This window comes from Monashia sp. HAY1-11D, from assembly GCF_056868035.1.
Genome location: NZ_CP200320.1, coordinates 2502670 through 2521938, shown reverse-complemented (window position 1 = coordinate 2521938; position 19269 = coordinate 2502670). Strand labels below are relative to the sequence as shown.

The 19269-nt window shown below is 70.9% G+C and carries 10 protein-coding genes; 5 read left to right on the top strand and 5 right to left on the bottom strand.

Annotated elements, in window-relative coordinates:
• Window positions 1-73: 73 nt before the first annotated feature.
• Entirely contained in the window at window positions 74-5671 is a 5598-nt protein-coding gene (locus AC1VM9_RS11615) for an OmpL47-type beta-barrel domain-containing protein (protein ID WP_483122746.1), read from the bottom strand.
• Between the two features lie 488 nt (window positions 5672-6159).
• Here AC1VM9_RS11615 and AC1VM9_RS11610 point away from each other — a divergent pair, with 488 nt between their 5' ends.
• A complete protein-coding gene (locus tag AC1VM9_RS11610; protein WP_483122745.1) occupies window positions 6160-7656 on the top strand; it encodes a PxKF domain-containing protein in 1497 nt (498 codons plus the stop codon).
• Between the two features lie 94 nt (window positions 7657-7750).
• On the opposite strand, the gene AC1VM9_RS11605 is transcribed toward AC1VM9_RS11610, so the two are convergent.
• Window positions 7751-9040 (bottom strand): sensor histidine kinase, encoded by a 1290-nt coding sequence (locus AC1VM9_RS11605; protein WP_483122744.1) that lies wholly within the window; start codon window positions 9038-9040, stop codon window positions 7751-7753.
• On the bottom strand, window positions 9037-9750 hold the full coding sequence (locus AC1VM9_RS11600; protein ID WP_483122743.1) for a response regulator transcription factor: 714 nt from the start codon (window positions 9748-9750) through the stop codon (window positions 9037-9039). Before AC1VM9_RS11600 ends, AC1VM9_RS11605 begins: the two co-directional genes overlap by 4 nt.
• Window positions 9751-9812: 62 nt before the next feature.
• Here AC1VM9_RS11600 and AC1VM9_RS11595 point away from each other — a divergent pair, with 62 nt between their 5' ends.
• From AC1VM9_RS11595 to AC1VM9_RS11585, 3 genes are all read left to right on the top strand, one after another.
• Window positions 9813-11279, top strand: coding sequence for a ferredoxin reductase family protein (locus AC1VM9_RS11595; RefSeq protein ID WP_483122742.1), 1467 nt, complete (start codon window positions 9813-9815; stop codon window positions 11277-11279).
• Window positions 11276-11830: an FMN-binding protein gene (locus tag AC1VM9_RS11590; protein ID WP_481345111.1), complete on the top strand. Its 555-nt coding sequence runs from the start codon at window positions 11276-11278 to the stop codon at window positions 11828-11830. Before AC1VM9_RS11595 ends, AC1VM9_RS11590 begins: the two co-directional genes overlap by 4 nt.
• A 101-nt stretch (window positions 11831-11931) precedes the next feature.
• Entirely contained in the window at window positions 11932-15669 is a 3738-nt protein-coding gene (locus tag AC1VM9_RS11585) for a S8 family serine peptidase (protein WP_481345112.1), read from the top strand.
• Between the two features lie 35 nt (window positions 15670-15704).
• On the opposite strand, the gene AC1VM9_RS11580 is transcribed toward AC1VM9_RS11585, so the two are convergent.
• Both AC1VM9_RS11580 and AC1VM9_RS11575 read right to left on the bottom strand, forming a co-directional pair.
• On the bottom strand, window positions 15705-16379 hold the full coding sequence (locus AC1VM9_RS11580; protein WP_481345113.1) for a response regulator: 675 nt from the start codon (window positions 16377-16379) through the stop codon (window positions 15705-15707).
• Window positions 16376-18094, bottom strand: coding sequence for a sensor histidine kinase (locus AC1VM9_RS11575; RefSeq protein WP_483122740.1), 1719 nt, complete (start codon window positions 18092-18094; stop codon window positions 16376-16378). Before AC1VM9_RS11575 ends, AC1VM9_RS11580 begins: the two co-directional genes overlap by 4 nt.
• Before the next feature lie 100 nt (window positions 18095-18194).
• Between AC1VM9_RS11575 and AC1VM9_RS11570 the strand changes: the two genes are divergently transcribed.
• On the top strand, window positions 18195-19268 hold the full coding sequence (locus tag AC1VM9_RS11570; RefSeq protein WP_483122739.1) for a Bug family tripartite tricarboxylate transporter substrate binding protein: 1074 nt from the start codon (window positions 18195-18197) through the stop codon (window positions 19266-19268).
• Window position 19269 lies beyond the last annotated feature (1 nt).

The following is a 19269-nucleotide window of genomic DNA, read 5'->3' as shown; positions in this document are numbered from 1 at the left end:
CGGGAAGGGTCCCGCGTCGTGGCGACGCGGGACCCTCCCCGTTGGCTCAGCCCTTGCGGGCTCGAGCGGTGACTCAGCGAAGGCCGATGTTGACGTAGTACGTCTGGCCGTCGTCGAGCGTGACGCCGATCCGCCAGTAGTTGCCGCTGGTCGTGCCGGTCTTCCAGTTGTAGATGTACTGCTGCGCGGTGGCGTCGTAGCGGTAGGCGCTGCCGCTGTCCGCCGATGCCGTGTACACCGACTCGTCGACGGGAGCGCTCATCGCGCTGCCCTTGACCGGCGTGAGCCACGCAGCCGACCCGGCAGCCTGGACCAGCGTCCCGTCCGCCCTCTTCAGCTGGAACTTCACCGGGACGGTGCTACCGGCCTTGAACACGCTGGTCGACGTGCCGACCTGGTGCGCGGTGTCGTTGACCGGCTGCAGGAAGCCGTCCCACCGGTAGACCACCTTGTAGGTGCCGGTGATGGTGCTGGTGTTGCCGGCCTTGTCGGTCGCCGTGGCGGTGTACGTGAAGCCGCCCACTCCGTTGGCGTTGCCGCCAGTCACGGTGACCTTGCAGGAGTCGAGACCCGAGAAGCTGTCCGTGGCCGTGCACGTGGCAGTCGGCACGGAGCCGACCGTGTAGGTGCCGCCCTGGACGTTGACGTCCGCAGTGGTCAGCGTCGGCTTCTCCTGGTCGATGTTGATCCCGCTCACCGTTGCGGTGGCCGTGTTGCCGGCCTTGTCCGTGACGGTGCCGCTGGCGGTGTTCGCGCCGTTGGCGAACAGCACGACCGGGTCAGGGCAGGTGGCCACCCCGGAGAGGGCGTCACCGCAGGTGAAGGTGACCGTCACCGGACCCGTGTACCAGCCGTTGTTGCCCTTCGTACCGCTCGTGACCGCACCCGTGATCGTCGGCTGGGTCTTGTCGAGCTTGACCGTCACCGAGTCGGTGCCGACGTTGCCGGCCGTGTCCTTGGCCGTGCCCGTGACGAGCTGACCGGCCGTCTCGGTGCTGACGGTGACCGGGGCAGACACGGACGCGACGCCCGAGCCCTTGTCGTCGTCCTTGGCCGAGAAGGTGACCGTGACGTCGGCCTTGTTCCAGTCGTCGGCGTTGGGCGACGGGGACAGCGAGTGGGTGACCGTGGGAGCGATGTTGTCCCACTTCAACGCCACCGAGTTCGCCGCCTCGACGTTGCCGGCGTTGTCGACAGCCCAGTACTTGACCGTGCCGGCACCGCTGCCCGAGAGGGGCACGCTGACCGTCTTGGAGGCGCCGGGGGCGACCTGCTCGGTGCCACCGTCGACCACGTAGTGGATCTCCTTGACGCCGGAGAGCCCGGCCTGGTCGGTGGCCGTCAGGAGGACGTCGGCCGTCGAGCCCGTGCAGTAGCCGTTGGTGGCCGTGCACTGGTTGTTGCTCGTCGACGTCGGCGCAGTGCCGTCGATGTTGATGCCACCGACCGCCTTGCCGGCCGCGACGTTGCCCGCCACGTCAGTGGCCGGGTCGCTCGTCACCGACTGGTTGGCGCCGTCACCCTTGACCAGCTTGCTGGTCGGGCAGGACGCCACTCCCGAGAGGTTGTCAGTGCACGTGAAGTCCACCGTGACGGAGTCCTTGTACCAACCCGCCGCGTTGGGCTGCGTCTGTGCGCCGCCGCTGACCACCGGAGCGGTGCGGTCGATCTTGATGCCGCTCACGGACGCCGGGTCACTGGTGTTCCCCGCCTTGTCCTTGATGGTCACCGGACCGGCGCCCAGGTTCGAGCCCTCACCCGTGACGGTGCTGTCCGCCGGCTGCGTGGCGGGGTCGATGCCCGACAGCGCGTCGTCGCCGACCCACTTCACCGTGACATCGCCCTTGTACCAGCCGGCCCCGTTCGGGTCCGACGGCACACCGACCAGCGTCGGCTTGGTCGCGTCGAGGTTGACCGGGCCGAAGTCGGTGCCCGACTTGTTGCCTGCGACGTCGACTGCGTCACCGTGAACGGTCTGTCCGGCGCCGTCGTTGCTCAGCGTCGTGTCACCGGCACAGCCAGCCACCCCGTTGATGCCGGAGTCGGCGTCCGTGCACGTGAACTTCACGTCCACAGGGCTGTTGAACCAGCCGGCGCCGTTGGCGGCCCGGTGCGTCCCGTCGGCGTTGACCGTGTCACCCGTGATGACCGGGGCGACGGTGTCGACGCTCACGTCGAACCCCCGCACCGACTCTGCGTTGCCGGCCAGGTCGACGCTCCAGTAGGTGATGTGGTGCTTGCCGGTCGAGAGGTCGGCAGTGAACGGCTGCCCGTACGTCTGCGCCGATCCGGCGTCGACGGTGTAGTACGTGGCCGCGACTCCCGAGCCTCCGTCGGTGGCGTCGAAGGCGAACGGGACACCGTTCGTCACGAACCAGCCGCTGACAGGCGAGATCGGGTTGATGACCGTGGTGGTTGGCGCGGTCTTGTCGATCTTGAGCGTGATCGGTGCGCCGGCCACTTCGGTGTTGCCCGCGTTGTCCCTGCTCCAGAACGTGATCTGGTGGGAGCCCTCGGTGCCGAAGGAGAAGGCGCCGTTGTAGGTCTGGGCGGTGCCCGCGTCGACGCTGTAGTAGGTCGCGTCGACGTCGGACAGGTTGTCGTGGCCGGTGAGGGTCACCTGGACCGCGTCGCCGTACCAGCCACTCGCCGGGACCTGCGGCACGCTGGCCGTCGTGGTCGGAGGCGTGACGTCGATGTTGATGCCGTCGACCTTGGCCTTGGTGACGTTGCCGGCGAGGTCGCTGACCGAGGCGTTGGCGCCGAGGTTCTCGCCCTCACCGGTGACAGTGCTGTCAGCCGGGCACGTCCCGTCGATGCCGGATCCGGCGTCGGAGCAGGTCCAGCCAACGGTGACGTCACCGCTGTACCAGCCCTTGGCGTTCGGCAGGGTCGTGGCCTTGCCGGTGAGAACAGGCGCGTCCTTGTCGAGCTTGAGCGTGATGCTGTTGCCCGCCTTGTCCTCGGCGTTGCCGGCGTTGTCGGTGCTCCAGTAGGTCACCGTGTGGGTGCCGTTCGTACCGATGGTGACCGCGCCGCTGTAGGGCTGCGCCGTGCCGCCGTCGACCGAGTAGAACGTGTCGGCCACACCCGAGAGGTTGTCGCTGCCCTTCAGCGTGAAGCTGACGTCGGCGTTGTACCAGCCGTTGGACAGGGCGCCCGACACCGACGCGGCGGTGCTCGGAGCGCTCCGGTCGATCTGGATACCCGTGACCGTCTTCGTGGTGGTGTTGCCGGCCTTGTCGGTGCACGTGGCGGAGGCGGACAGGTTGGCGCCCTCACCGGTCACCGTGGAGGCAGCCGGCTGACCAGCCGGGCCGGACAGCGTGTCGGAGCAGGTCCAGCTCACCGTCACGTCGCCGGTGTGCCAGCCGCTCGAGAACGAGCCGCTCAGCACGGGGGCGGTCTTGTCGATGTTGATCCCGGAGACCGTGGCGCTGGCGGAGTTGCCCGCGACGTCCGTCGCCGTGCCGGTCACGGACTGGTTCGCGCCCTCGACCAGGGTCTTGTCAGCCGTCTTCGAAGCCACGCCGGAGAGCCCGTCGTTGGCGTCGAAGTTGACCGTGACGTCGTCGTTGTACCAACCGTTGCCGTTGGCGGCGCGGTCCTTGGAGCCGGAGATGGTCGGAGCCGTCTTGTCGATGCTGACCAGCGCCTTGTCGGTGGCCGTGTTGCCGGCGCCGTCCGTGGCCGTGCCCGTGACCTGCTGGTTCGCACCCTCGGTGCTCACCGTGGCGTCACCCGTGCAGCTGGCGACGCCCGAGCCGCCCTGGTCGGCACAGCTGAACGCCACGGCGACGTTGCCGTTGCTCCACGCGCCGTCGACGTACGACAGCGGGGTGAAGGCGTGGCCGATCGTCGGCGCCGTCTTGTCGATCTTGACGTGCACCGTGGTAGCGGGCTCGGTGTTGCCCGCGTTGTCGGTGCTGAAGAACGTCACGGTGTGGTCGCCCTCGCTCGACAGCGAGAAGCTCGTGCCGGTCTGGGTGGTGCCACCGTCGAGCGAGTACTTCGTCGAGGCGACACCGGACAGGTTGTCCGTCGGGCTCAGCGTGACGGCCACCTGGCCGTTGACCCAGCTGTTCGACGTGCCGCTGATCCCGGTGGTCGGGGCGGTGCGGTCGATCTGGATTCCACTGACCGTCTTGGTCGTGCTGTTGCCGGCGTTGTCCGTGCAGGTGGCAGTCGAGGAGAGGTTCGAGCCCTCACCCTTGACCACGTCGTTGGCAGGTGCGCTCGCGACCTGCGAGAGCGCGTCGGTGCAGGTCCAGGTGACGGTGACGTCGCCCTTCTGCCAACCGCTTGGGAACGTGCCGGTCAGGACCGGAGCGGTCTTGTCGACGTTGATCCCGGTCACGCCGGCGCTCGCGGAGTTGCCCGCAGCATCCGTGACGGTCGCGCTGGCGCTCTGGTTGGCACCCTCGGTGAGGACCTTCGAGGCCGGGACGCCGCTGATGCCGGACAGGGCGTCGCTTGCGGTGTAGCTGACCGTGACGTCGTCCTTGTACCAGCCGGCGGCGTTCTTGGTGCCGTTGGCGGTCGCCGTGATGGACGGGGCCGTCTTGTCGAGCTTGACCGTCACCGAGTCGGTGGACTTGTTGCCGGCCTTGTCGGTGGCCGTGCCGCTCACGAGCGTGCCGTTGGTCTCGGCACTGATCGTCCTCGATGCCGTCGTGGTGCCGTCGGCGACGCAGGAAGCGAGACCGGACCCACCGGTCTCGTCCGCACAGCTGAAGGTGACGGTCGTGTCGGCCTTGTTCCAGCCGGCGGCGTTCGGAGCCGGAGAGACGGAGTGGGTGATCGTCGGTGCCGTCTTGTCGGTCGGCGCCGCCGTGGTGGTGACCGAAACAGTCGCGGTGTTGCCGGCGACGTCGGTGGCCGTGCCGGTGACGGTCTGCCCGCCCGCAACGGTCTTCGAGCTCGAAGCGGGGCTCGTTCCGTCGGCAACACAGCTCGCGACACCGGAGGCGTCGCCGTTGCCGCCGCCGCCGCCGTTGCCGCTGTCGGTGCAGGCGAAGGTGACCGTGACCGTACCGTCACCGTTGTCAAGCTGCGTCCCGCTGATGCTCGGCTTCGCCTTGTCCAGGCGAACGGTGACGGAGCCGGCAGCGCCGGTGTTGCCCAGCCGGTCGGACTGCGCGGGCGCCGTCTTGGTGACGATGCCGTTCTGCGTGATGGCCGAGTCAGTCTGGAACGGCTGAGCGGCGGTCACGCCCGAGCCTGCGTCGGTCGCGGTCCACTTGACGGTGACGTCGCTGTTGTTCCACCCGGCGGCGTTGGCGGCCGGGGTCAGGGCCGCGGTCACGACCGGTCCGGTGTTGTCCAAGGTGTAGGAGGCCTGGGTCGAGGTCGACTGTCCCGTGCAGTTGTTCGTGTTGAAGTTCGGGGACGCTGCGACTGTGAAGGCCTGCGCGCCATCCCCGGCCGGTGCCGTGGTCGTGAACGTCCAGGTTGACTTGGGCGTGGATGACGTCTGGCGGGGCAGCGTCGCCGCGCCAGTCACCGTCACGCACTCGGTGTCGGAGCTCGTGACCACTGCGAGCGTCAAGGGGGCTCCCGACTTCGCGTAGAGCGTCCCACCGACGCTGACGGTCCCCGCTCCGCCACTGAAGACGGCGCTGCTGACCGACGAGGCGAGCGTCGGGGTCACGTTGATGCCGCCGATCACCACACCGGAGACCGCGGCCCCCGCCAGAAGTCGCCGCGCGACTCCCCCTCCGCCACGTCCGCGACGTGGCTGCGCACCGTGCGGCGCGCGCTTCTGGACATCCATCCCGGTTCCCCTCACCTAAACAACAGAGCAGTGACGTGCTCGCCCCCTGCGGCACATTGAAAAGGTAAGAGGCGTTTCCCGAGCACCTGAGAGGTTTGGCGCTCAACGCAGCAAACGCCAGGCGCTCCACGCTCGGACGCCGTGTTCAATTGTCTAAACGCCCACGCTGCCTGAACCCACAAGCGCGAGAGACGAGCTCGATTCTGTCCGTTTTGCGCGATATTTGCCTATAGGCCCTTTTGGGCGTTAGATCCGCTTTATTCCAGCAAATACGATGAATGTGGTTCATTCTCGCAACGGGTCCATAAATCACTCCCTAGTCTGACCAAGCGCCGGCACTGCGGGGGCACTGGTCGGCATGCCATCAAGGGGAGGAGTAGGGGTCCATGCGATTCCGAACACTCGGCGCTGCCATTGCAGCGGCCACCACACTCGTCGCTGCCGCCGGAGGAGTTGCTCTCGCGGACGACATCGTCAACCAGCTCGACACCTCGATCGACGCCACCGCCGAGATCATGAGCCTCAACGTCGGGGGCGCGCCGAAGAGCACGACCCTGGTCGTGAGCCCCACGAACGACGACGACGGCAAGAACGGCTGCAACCTCACCGGCCAGACGGTTCTTCAGGTCTCGGTCATGTCCGACGCGCCCACCGTGGCCACCGTCTCGCCCAGCTCCCTCACGTTCGAGAGCTGTGGCGACACCAAGACCATCACGGTCACTCCGCTGACCGCCGGAGACGCCACGATCTCGCTCCAGGAGGTGCTCAACGACTCGCAGGGCACGTTCGACCTGGCCCCGGCCACCTTCGTCGCGCGCGTTGCCGGCTCGGGCAACACAGCGCCGTCCGTCGCCGTCACCGGCGTGAGCACGGGGGCGTCCTACGAGTACGGCTCGGTGCCGGCGGCCGGCTGCTCGGCCACCGACGAGGAGGACGGCCCGTCGTCACCCACACCGAGCGTCGTCGCGGACGCCGACGTCGTCGACGGCATCGGCCACTACACGGCCACCTGCTCGTACACGGACAGCGGTGGTCTGGAGGCGGTCAGCTCGGCCACCTACCTGGTGGTCAAGGCCACGTCGACCACCACGCTGACCTGCCCGGCCAGCGTGACGTACGACGGATCGGCGCAGACCCCCTGCACGGCCAGCGTCTCCGGCGTCGAGCCGACAGGTGCAGCGAGCATCATCTACAGCCCCAACGTCGACGCGGGCACCGTCACCGTCACGGCCACGTACCCGGGTGACGCCCACAACAAGGCGAGCGAGGATCACGGCTCGTTCACCATCGACAAGGCGACGAGCAGCGTGACGGTCACCTGCCCGGCGGGGCCCTACTACTTCACGGGAAGCCCTGTCACGCCGGCGTGCACGGCGCGGGCAACCGGCGTGGGCGGCCTCGACACGAGCGTCACCCCGGTCACGTTCACGAACAACACCCTCGTGGGCACCGCCACCGCGTGGGCCTCGTGGCCTGGAGACGCCAACCACCTCGGCAACTCGGGCTCGACGACGTTCGGGATTCTCGCCTGGACGCTCAAGGGCTTCTACCAGCCGGTCGATATGAACGGCGTCCTCAACACGGTCAAGGCCGGCTCGACGGTCCCGTTCAAGTTCGAGGTCTTCGCCGGCAGCACCGAGCTGACGAGCACCTCCTCGGTGAAGTCCTTCACCACGAAGACGATCAGCTGCGGCGACGTCACGACGTCGCTGACCGACGACATCGAGCTGACGACGACCGGTGGTACGAGCCTGCGGTACGACTCGACGGCCGGCCAGTTCGTCCAGAACTGGCAGACCCCGAAGTCTGCCGGCACGTGCTACCAGGTGACGATGACGACGCAGGACGGCAGCAGCCTGAGCGCCCTCTTCAAGCTCAAGTGAGCACGACACTCCGCTGAGGGGCGGGAGACGGACGCGGGTGGCCCGGTGGGGCCACCCGCGTTCGCCGTGTTCAGTGCGTGGGGCGCCTTACGCCTCAGTCGTCCTCGGGCCCCGCTGCCAGGGGCAGGACGACCCGGAAGGTCGCGCCCCCACCCGGCGTCTCGACGACCTCGAGCGACCCGCCGTGCGAGCGGACGATCTGGGTCACGAGGGCCAGGCCCAGCCCGAACCGGCGGCCCGCGCCGTCCTCGGCCGCAGCGCGGGCGAAGCGGCGCGTCAGCACCTGCAGGTCGTCGGGGTCCACGCCCGGCCCGTGGTCCACGACGTCGAGCCGGACGCGCGACCCCTCGTCCGTCGCGACCTGCACCTCGACGGCGGCACCGCCGGTCGAGTGCGCCACGGCGTTGTCGACCAGCGCCAGGACGGCCCGGCGCAGGCTCGAGGTCACGCCGTCGACGACGACCGGTCGCCGCGTCGCCGAGTCGGGCCAGGACAGCGTCACCCCGGCCGCGGCCGCGTACGGCTCCAGGGAACGCCCGACCTGCTCGGCCACGTGCACGACGTTGACCGGTTCGCGGCTCGCGTCACCCGCGTCGAGCTGGGCCGACAGCAGGAGGTCGGACACGACGTCGCTCATGACCTTCGTGTCCTCGACGAGCTGGTCGACCTCGGTCCTGAGGTCGTCGCGTCCCTGCGCCCGCAGGTGGCGACGCAACAGCTGCGCGCGGATGCTGATGACGCTCAGTGGGGTCCGCAGCTCGTGGCTCGCGTCGGCGACGAACTGGCGCTGCAGCTCGAGCGCGTCGGCCAGGGGCCGCACGGCCCTGCGGCCTGCCAGCCACCCGGTCAGCGCGGAGAGCCCGACCCCGAGCAGCCCGGCGACGCCCATCGCGACGAGGAGGCTGCGTTCCTGCGACGCATGGACGCGGATGTCGTACACCGCTGCGTACGTGTGGTTCTCGCGCTGCACGGCGGCTGCGGGCCAGTCGCGACCGTCGGCCTCGACGGGGACCGAGAACGGCCGTTGCGGGCCCGTCACCTGCGCTCTCAGCCCGGCAGAGCGCAACGCCGCGGCTGCCGCCTGCTCCACGGCCGGCGGCATTCCCGTCGTCGACCTCGTCCCCTGGGAGGTCAGCTCGACGAGCCAGATGCCCGGTGGGGAGTCGACGACGTCGTCGACCGTCGCGGCCGATGCGTCGACCTGGCGACGGATCTCGGTGGCCTGCTGCCGGTCGAAGAGGAGCCCGGCGCCGAGGATGGCCAGCAGCACGACGAGCGCCGTCGCGGACCCGACCCGGACCGCGATCGACCGCGCGGCCCGCCCGACCGGATCCGGCTGGGCGCGGGGCGGTCGCGCCGGCCGCTCCTCGGCGCCCCGGCTCACGAGCGCCCCAGCCGGTAGCCGACACCGTGGACGGTCTCGACGACCCGCTTGCCGAGCTTGCGACGCAGGTAGTGGACGTAGGTGTCGACGGCGCCGAGGGTGTCGGCGCGGTCGAAGGCCCGGTCGAGCAGCTCCTCCCGGGTGAAGACGCGGGTCGGCCGGCGAGCGAGCACCTCGAGCAGCGCCGCCTCGCGCCGCGACAGCATGACGTCGTCCCGGTCGCCGACGACCCGCTGCTCGCCGACGACCAGACGCCGCGACCCCACCGCCAGCTCCGCGGCCCCGCCGCCGGGCGGGCGCAGCAGCGCCCGGAGCCGGGCGAGGAGCTCCTCGACGTCGAACGGCTTGACGACATAGTCCTGCGCGCCGGCGTCCAGGCCCTCGACCCGGTCGGCCACGGTGCCGCGGGCCGTGAGGAAGAGGACCGGTACGGCCAGGCCCTTCGTCCGCAGGCGCGAGACGAGGTCGACCCCCTCGATGCCGGGCAGGCCGCGGTCGACGACGAGGACGTCCCACTCCCTCACCAGGCCCTGGTGCAGCCCCGCCTGCCCGTCGCGGACGGGCGTGACCGCGTACCCCTCCTCGGTCAGCAGCTGCTCGAGCATCGTCGACAGGTCGGCATCGTCCTCGACGAGCAACAGCCGCGGCCGGCGGTCCGGGGGCTTCGGCGCACGCCCGGTGGACGCGCCCCCCGTCAGGTCGTCGGACATGCGCCCCACCATCGCCTCCCCGTCTCATAACTTTCTGAGATCCGCTGCCGACGATCGACGTCGTGAGCACCACGATGACACCCCGCCGCCCGGTCCACCGGCGTCCCGACCACGGAGTCCGCAGTGCCCTGCGCAGCGGCGTCGAGTTCCGACGCTGGCGACACCGTGTCGCCGACCTGCTCGAAGCCCTGGCCGTGGGCACGCTCATGCTCGTCGTCGCGCAGTTCCTCGCCGGCGGCGGCAGCCACGACCTGCTGACCGGCGACGCCGGCTCCCGCCTCACGGCGGTCGGGCGCCTCACCGGCCTCGTCGCGATGGACCTGCTGCTCGTCCAGCTCGTCCTCGCCGCCCGCGTGCCGTGGGTCGACCGCGTCTACGGGATGGACCGCGCGCTCAAGGCGCACCGCATCCTCGGCCGGGTCACCGTCCCGCTCGTGCTCGTCCACGTGGGCACGATCGTCGTCGGCTCGGCCCTCGGTGACGCACGCACCGGCGTCGTCGGCTGGACGCGCGAGCTGCTCTCCCTCGTCCTCGGTGACGGCGACCTGCTCCTCGCCGCGCTCGCCACCGTCGCCCTCGTCGCGATCGCCGTGACCTCGGTCCAGATCGCCCGTCGGCGCATCGGCTACGAGGCGTGGCACGTCGTGCACCTCACGGCCTACGCCGCGGTGGTCCTCTCGGTCCCGCACGAGCTGTCGCTCGGGTCCGACCTCACCGCGTCGGCGTGGAGCCGCGCCTACTGGTGGACGCTGTGGGTCGTCGTCGCGGCGAGCGTCCTCTGGTGGCGGCTCCTGCTCCCCGTCGCGCGCAGCGCCCGCCACGGCCTGCGGGTCGTCGAGGTCGTCGAGGAGTCCGACGGCGTGTGGTCGGTCGTCATGCGCGGCCGCCACCTCGACCGGCTCCAGGTGCGCGCCGGGCAGTTCTTCAACTGGCGGTTCGTGACACCACGGCTGCTCCTGGCCGCGCATCCCTGGTCGCTGTCGTCAGCGCCCGACGGCCGCAGCCTGCGCATCACCGTGCGCGGACTCGGCGACCACTCGGCGGCGATCGCCGACCTCGAGCCCGGCACGTTCGTCCTCGTCGAGGGCCCCTACGGCGCGTTCACGACGCAGGCCCGCGTGCGGCGCAAGGTCCTCCTCCTCGCGGCGGGCATCGGCGTCACGCCGGTACGCGCCCTCCTCGAGGAGCTCGTGACGCAACGCCAGGCCCTGCCTGGTGACGTCACCGTCGTCTATCGCGCGAACGACGCGAGCCAGCTTCCCCTGCACGCCGAGCTCGAGGCGCTCGTCGAGCTCGCCGACCACCACCTCGAGACGCTCGTCGGTCCCCCGGTTGCCGGGTCCGCGCTCCCCGAGGGTGTCGGCGGCGCAGGCTCGGACGCCGAGCGCCTGGCTCGCCTCGTCCCCGACCTCGCCCGGCACGAGGTGTACCTCTGTGGGCCGCCGCAGTGGATGTTGCTCGCGCACCAGGCGATCCGCCGCGCCGGCGTCCCCGGCCCCCACGTCCACGACGAGAGGTTCGGCTGGTGAGGAAGACGACATCGCTCATCGTCGGCGTCGCGAGCGCCACGGCCATCGGAGCGTCCTGGGCCGCCGGCCTGGCGCCGAAGCACGACGCCGTGGGAGGCGTCACGCTGTCCGCGCCACCCGCGCCACCCGCGTCGACGAGCCGCTCGACGGGTGACGCGTCCGGCGGCTCGGGTGCCGTCCGAACGTCCGGGGCGCCGCGGGCCAACACGAGGAGCGCACCGAAGGGCGCGTCGAAGAGCGTCGGCACGAGCACGTCGAAGCCGTCCGCCCCGCGTCCACGCACCGTCGACGGCGGGGTCGCGAGCACCCAGTACGGCAACGTGCAGGTCGCCATCACCGTCACCGGCTCACGGATCACCGACGTCACGGCGCTGCACCTCACCGACAGCTCGGGACACTCGGCGCGGATCAGTGCCTACGCGGCCCCGATCCTGCGCCGGGAGGCCCTCGCCGCCCAGTCCGCCCAGATCGACATGGTCAGCGGGGCGACCTACACGAGCGAGGCCTACCGGCAGAGCCTGCAGTCGGCCATCGACGCCGCGCACCTCTGAGAGTCCGTCGCACGTTCCTGCAACGTCCGGCCCGAACCGCCCCTGTCTGTCCGCGCGATCTGCCATGATGCGCGCGCACTCACAACCCACAGGGGCTCCACATGTTTCGTCGTCGTCCTCTCGCGACGGCCCTGACGCTGGCGCTCGTCGCGCCCGTCTCGGCCCTCACGGCGTCCGCCGCCACCGCGGCACCCACCCGCTCGACGACACCCTCGCCGAGCGCCTCGGTGACCGCCTCGGTGACCACCTCGGTGACCGGGCCCGCCGCTGCACCCACCGCGTCGTCGATCCGGGCCAAGCGGCTCCCACGCCCGGCGACCGCCAAGGGACCGCACCGCGCGCACGACGCGCACACCGTGCTGGTCCGGTTCAAGAACACGGCCTCGACGGCCTCACGCCAGCGGGCGGTCCAGCGCCGCGGCGGAAGCCTCGGACGCGCCCTGCCGGGCACCGGCTTCGTCACCGTGCACGCCGCGGGCGCCGCCGACGAGTTGGCCAGCCGGCTGACCACCGACCCGTCGGTGGCGGAGGTGACCCTCGACTACGTCCGCGAGGCATCGGCCACGCCCAACGACCCGGGCTACACGTACGGCGACCAGGAGTACCTCAAGACCGTGCGGATGCCCGGTGCGTGGGACCGCTCGAAGGGCTCGCTCAACACGCTGGTCGCGGTCGTCGACACCGGCGTCAACGGCAGGCACCCGGACCTCACCGGCCGCACCGTCGCCGGCTACAACGCCATCACGAACGTCGGCATCGCAGCCGGTGCGGCGAGCGACGACAAGGGCCACGGCACCATGGTCGCGGGCATCATCGCCGCGGAGACGAACAACGGCGAGGGCATCGCCGGCGTCGCCTGGAACGCCCGCGTCATGCCCGTCAAGGTGCTGAACTCCCTCGGCCAGGGCACCGACTCCGACATCGTCGAGGGCATCGGCTGGGCCGTCGCCCACGGCGCCCGCATCATCAACCTGTCGCTCGGCGGGGACGAGGACAGCCCGGTCCTGCACGACGCCGTCCGCAGCGCCGTCGCCAAGGGCGCGGTCGTCGTGGCGGCCGCCGGCAACTACGGCGACGGCGTGCCGCAGTACCCGGCCGCCTACCCCGAGGTCGTGGCCGTCGCGGCCACGGACGGCGCCGGCGCGCTCACCGACTTCAGCACGTACGGCTCGTGGGTCGACGTCGCGGCCCCCGGGTGGGGCATCGTCTCGACCGGCCGGCCCGACTCCGCCGGCAACCTCTACTACATCGGTGACGGCACGTCGTTCTCGGCGCCGATCGTCTCCGGTGTCGTCGCGCTGCTCCGGACGAAGACGCCGTCCATGACGCCGGCACAGGTGCTGGCGCGGCTCAGGGCGACCGCCCGCGACGCCGGCCCCCGCGGCATCGACCCGTACTACGGGGCGGGCATCCTCGATGCCACCAACGCCCTCGGCGGCGGGTACGCCGCCGACCTCGCCCTCCCGGCGGCGGGGGCCAACGAGCCGAACGACGTGCCGTCGCGGGCGACGCCGGTGCCGCTCGGTGATACCTGGACGCCGAGCGCCACCGCGACCATCGGGATCGAAGGCGACGTCGACTGGTACCGGTTCGACTCGCCGAGCCCGCAGTCGATGAGCGTCACCGTGACGCCCGCCGCCTACGACGGCACCTACCCCCAGAACCTCGATGCGACGATCCGCGTGCTCGATCCCCAGCTGCGCCTCATCGGGGACGTCGACAACCAGCCGCCGGGCGGCTCGGAGTCCGTCTCCCTCGAGACGGGCTCGGGCACGTACTACGTTGCGGTCAGCAACCTCAACGGTGCCCGTGACGCGCGCCCGTACACCATGACGGTGGAGAACACCGGCCGTGGCGTCTTCGACCCGCCCGCCACCAAGAACCTGGACAGCTGGCAGTCCGTGAAGAACACGGCGGTCGCCGACGTCACCGGCGACGGCCGAGCCGACATCGTCGCGACGATCGGCGACACCGGCTACGAGCGAGCCGGTGACCTCTACGTCATCCCCGTCGACACCGCGGGCTCGCCCGGCACACCCGTGCCGTACCTGACGAGCCAGCGGTCGATCCCGCGCGGCCTCGCCGTCGGGGACGTCGACCAGGACGGCGACACCGACGTCGTCGTCGCCACCGACCTCGGCGTGCAGCTCCTGCGCCAGGACGCCGGCGTGTTGACCCCCGCCCAGCTCATCCCCGGCACGGAGGGCAGCTCCCTCGTGGCAGCGACCGATCTCGACGCTGACGGCCGGCTCGACATCGTGGTGGCCATCGCCTCCCCCGCAGGGGACACGCGAACGGTCCAGGTCCGGGCTCTGCTCCAGCTGCCGGACAGCAGCTGGGCGGCCACCGACATCGCGGGGCCGCAGGAGTGGCGCGCGACCTTCGACCTCGCGGTGGGCAACGTCGACGCCGACCCCCGGCCGGACGTCGTGACGCTCCACGGCGGCACGGTCACCGTCAACCACAACGGTGGTGCGTCCTGGTCGGCGACGAGCACGGTGCTCGACAACCTGGACACCGGCCAGGGCCTGGAGCTGCTCGACGCGACGCGCGACGGACGGCTGGACATCGAGGTGAGCTCGACGCACATGACGCCTCGGGTCGACGTGCTGGTCCAAGCCCCCGACGGCACACTGGGCGCGCCGGTCGCCGTGCCGACGGGCAGCAACCCGAACGACCTGACCTCCGGGGACATCGACGGTGACGGCGTGAAGGACCTCGTCGTCCTCCATGACGGCACGCCCTCCGTGTCGGTCCTGCCGCAGTCGGGATCCGGCTTCGCCCGGCCCATCGTCACGACGACCCCGTACATCTACGACCGGGGGGTCGGCGAGCTGTCCACCGGCGACCTCGACGGTGACGGCAAGGTCGACGTGGTCCTGCCCTCCGACTACGGCATCACCCTGCTCCGCAACGCCTACGGCATCACACCGGGCCACGAGCAGGACTGGGTGCGCAGTGCCTGGCCGGCCGACTTCGGCAGCGGGCTGCCGGTCACGACGGCGCCGACGGTGACGTTCTCGCGTGATGTCGTGACCTCGACGGTCACTGCCTCGACCGTTCGGCTCGTCAACGGCCGCACCGGCGCGGCCGTCCCCGCGACGGTCACGTACGACGCGGTCAGGCGCACCGCCACGGTCAAGCCGTCGACGAGGCTCTACGACTGGGCGCCCTACCGGCTCCTGGGCTCCGGCGTGAAGGACACGTCGGGCGCGTCGATGACCACGGCGTACACGAGCACCTTCCGAACCACGGACCTCGCGCCACCGGCCGTCGGCTCGTTCAGGGCGACCGGTGCACTGCGCGCGGCGACCCTGACGTGGACCGCCCCGTACGCGAACGACCTCGACCGGTACGTCGTGCGGATGGCCACCGGCTCCACGCCGCCGTCCAGCGTCGCGGCCGGGACGAGCGCCTACTCCGGCACGGGCACGAAGGCCACGGTCCCGCTCGCCCAGGGCACGACGTACAGCTTCCGCATCTGGGCCAAGGACCGCACCGGTCACTACAGCCCGTCCTCGTGGGGACGGCTCGTCGGCACCGCGGAGTCGATCACCTCGAACGTCACCTCGGTCACCCGGGGGTACCCGGTCACCGTGAGCGGCAGGCTCGTCCGCAAGGACACCGGCGGTCCTGTCGCCGGCGCGACGCTCCAGCTGTACTGGCGCCGGGTGGGCACCTCGACGTGGACCCTTACGGCGACGCGCACGTCCAGCTCCACCGGCACGTTCGCCTACGCGCACAAGCCGAGCGCGTCGGTGGACTACATGTGGGTCTACCGCGGGTCCACGGCCCTCGTCGGCTCGAGCAGCGCGCTGCGCCGGGTCACCGTGCGCTGACGCCCGGGCCGCCCGGCGTCGTCACCGCAGGTCTCTCAGGCCCAGCGGTAGCGTCGCTCGGGGCGGCCCGTGGCGCCGTAGCGCAGCGACACCTCGGCCTTCCCGCTCGAGGCGAAGTACTCGAGGTAGCGACGTGCGCTGACGCGGGAGATCCCCACGGCCTCAGCGCATTCCGTGGCCGACAACGTGTCGCCTGCCTCTCGCAGAGCGGCCGCCACCGCGTCGGCGGTCTCGGCGCTGAGGCCCTTGGGCAGGGGTGCCGCCGGACGCGTCCCGCCCGGTCCCGACACGAACGCCGCGTCGATCTGCGCCTGGGTCAGCTCGTCGTCGGCGAGGCGGCGCTCCCGCTCCGCCGCGTACGCCTGGAGCCGCTGCTCGAGGTCGGGGAACGCGAACGGCTTGAGCAGGTACCCCACGACGCCCTCGCGCACGGCCCGGCGCACCGCGTCGGCCTCCTTGGCAGCGGTGATGACGAGGACGTCGCAGGTGGCGCCGGCGGTGCGCATCCTCGTCACGAGGTCGAGGCCGAACGCGTCGGGCAGGTAGAGGTCGAGCAGCACGAGGTCGGGCGCGAGCTCGAGGACGAGGTCGAGGGCCTCGTCACCCGAGCGCGCCGTGCCGACGACCTCGAACCCCTCGACCCGCTCGACGAAGCCGCGGTGGATGCGCGCCACCATGAAGTCGTCGTCGACGACGAGCACGCTGATCATCGCTTCTCCTCGCCCTGCACGGCCCCGGCCTCGACGGTGAGGCGGGCCACGAACCGGGCCCCGTCGGGCGTGTTCTCGACGTCGACCTCGCCGCCCCGACGCTGGCAGATCAGACGCGTCAGCGCCAGACCGATGCCGCGCTCGCCGGCCTGCGCGGCCTTCGTCGTGAACCCGTGCGTGAACACCTCGGTGACCACCTCGGGTGCGACGCCGGGCCCCGAGTCGACGACGCTGACCTCGACGGCCGACGCGTCCTGGCGGATCGTCAGCTCGACCCAGCGGTCCGGCCCGGCGGCGGTGGCGGCGGCGTCGATGGCGTTGTCGACGAGGTTGCCGACGACGGCGGACACGTCGGCCGAGTCGCGCTGCGCGAGCCGGCCCAGCGAGGTCTCCTCGGACACCCGCAGCTCGACGCGGCGCTCGGTGGCCTGGGCCGCCTTGGCCATGAGCAGCGCCGCGATGGCGGTGTCCCGCACACGCCGCGACACGGCGACGTCGAGCTCGGCCCGGTGCTCGCTCACGGAGTCGACGAAGCCGACGACCTCCTCGTACTCGCCGAGCTGGATGAGCCCGGAGATGGTGTGCAGCTGGTTGGCGAACTCGTGCGCCTGTGCCCGCAGCAGCTCGGTGGTGCTGCGGAACGACCCGAGCTCGCGCTCGAGGTCGGCCAGCTCCGTGCGGTCGCGCAGCGTCGTCACCGACCCGAGCGGCCGCCCGTCCTTGCTCACCTCCATGCGGTTCATGACGAGGACGCGCCCGCGCCGCAGCACCACCTGGTCGCGCGGGGCGACGGCGTCGGTTCCACCCTCGGTGTGCGTGCCGGTGCCGGACGCATCCGCGTCGGGGACGCCCCGCAGCACGTCCCGCAGGCGGGGTCCGATCGGCAGGTCGTCGAGGCGCATCCCGACGACGTGCTCCGGCAGGTCGAGCAGACGCTGGGCGACGTTGTTCACCAACGTGATCCGTTCGTTCGTGTCGAGCGCGACGACACCCTCGGCGAGGCCGAACAGCATCGCCTCGCGGCTCTCGGCCAGGCCGGTGATCTCGGCCGGCTCGAGCCCGAGCGTCTGCCTCTTGATACGGCGCGCCAACAGCCACGAGCCGAGACCGCCGACGACCAGCGCGATCCCGAGGTAGGTGGGCAGGTAGGCCGACGCCCCCTGCAGCCGGTCGAGCGCCGACGGCATGTGCTCCGCGATCATGACCGTCCCCAGCTGCGTGCCGACCGGCAGCTGCGGCCCCTTGACCGACGGGTCGGGCACCGACAGCAACGGGCTCTGGGCCACGAGCATCCGTTCGCCGCCGAGCTCCATGACCCCGGTCCAGCTCGCACCGTCCGCCACCGCCGGCGAGCCGACCGGGAGGGGGGCCCGCTCGAGCGTCGGGTCCGAGGACACCCGCACCATCTCGTCGGCGTCGGCGACGCTCATCGACGTGACGTTGTACTGCGTCACGATGGACTGCACCAGGGTGGGCAGCACGGTGAGCACTCCGTGCGGAGCCATCTCCGTCCGCACGATCGGCGTGCTCGCCAGCTGCTCGGCGATGGCCGACACCCGGCGACCCTCGGTGCGGGTGAACGTCGCCTCCGACTGCGACAGCGAGACGAGACCGACCGCCACGAGCACGCCAACCAGGATGAGCATCTGGACAGCGAGCAGCTGCCCCGTGAGGGTCAGCCGACCGAACCACCGGCCCGTGCTCTGCTTGACCACAACGAACTCAACCTTCATTGGTGACACAACGGCGACACCCGTCCGGGACGCGGGCACGATCATGCCGTTCCAGCCCAAGATCGCGAAAGAGATCTCAACGATGAGCACTCACCACACTGCCCGTCCCGGCATCGCCGGCACCCGCAGCACCAGCAGCACCCGCAGCACCCGCCGCCGCGTCGGCGCCCTCGTCGCCCTCACCGCCGCCGGTGCCCTCGCCCTCTCGGCGTGCGGTGCCACCGCCAAGAAGGACAGCTCGTCCACCGGCGCCGCCGCCGGTCCCGCCTCGAGCCTGCAGATCATGGTCCCCAACAGCCCCGGCGGCGGCTACGACACGACCGCCCGCACCGTGGCCAAGGTCATGGAGAACGAGAAGATCACCAACTCGATCCAGGTCTTCAACCTGCCCGGCGCCGGCGGCACCGTCGGCCTCCAGCGCATCGTCAACGAGAAGGGCAACGGCAAGCTCGCCATGCAGATGGGCCTCGGCGTCGTCGGCGCGGCCTACACGCAGAAGTCGAAGGCGACCCTCGCCGACACCACGCCGATCGCCAAGCTCATCGAGGAGGCCGGCGCCATCGTCGTCTCCAAGGACTCGCCGTACAAGGACCTCAAGAGCCTGGTCGACGCGTGGAAGAAGGACCCGTCGAAGGTCAACGTCGGTGGCGGCTCCAGCCCGGGTGGCCCCGACCACCTGCTGCCGATGCAGTTGGCCAAGGCCGCCGGCATCGACCCGACCAAGGTGTCCTACATCTCCTACGACGGCGGTGGCGAGCTGCTTCCCGCGGTCCTCGGCAACAAGATCGCCTTCGGCGCCAGCGGCTTCGGCGAGTTCCTCGAGCAGGTCAAGTCCGGCTCCATCCGGGTCCTCGCGGTGACCAGCGACAAGCGCATCGACGCCCTCCCCGACGTGCCGACCGTCAAGGAGTCGGGCATCGACTTCACCTTCACCAACTGGCGTGGCATCGTCGCGCCGCCGGAGATCTCGGCCGCCGACAAGCAGGTCTGGGTCGACGCCCTGACGAAGATGCACGGCACCGACGCCTGGAAGAGCGAGCTCGAGAAGCGCGGCTGGACCGACGCGTTCGAGACCGGTGACCAGTTCGGCACCTTCCTCAAGGCGCAGGACAAGGACGTCGCCGACATCCTCACGGGCCTCGGGCTGACGAGCTGAC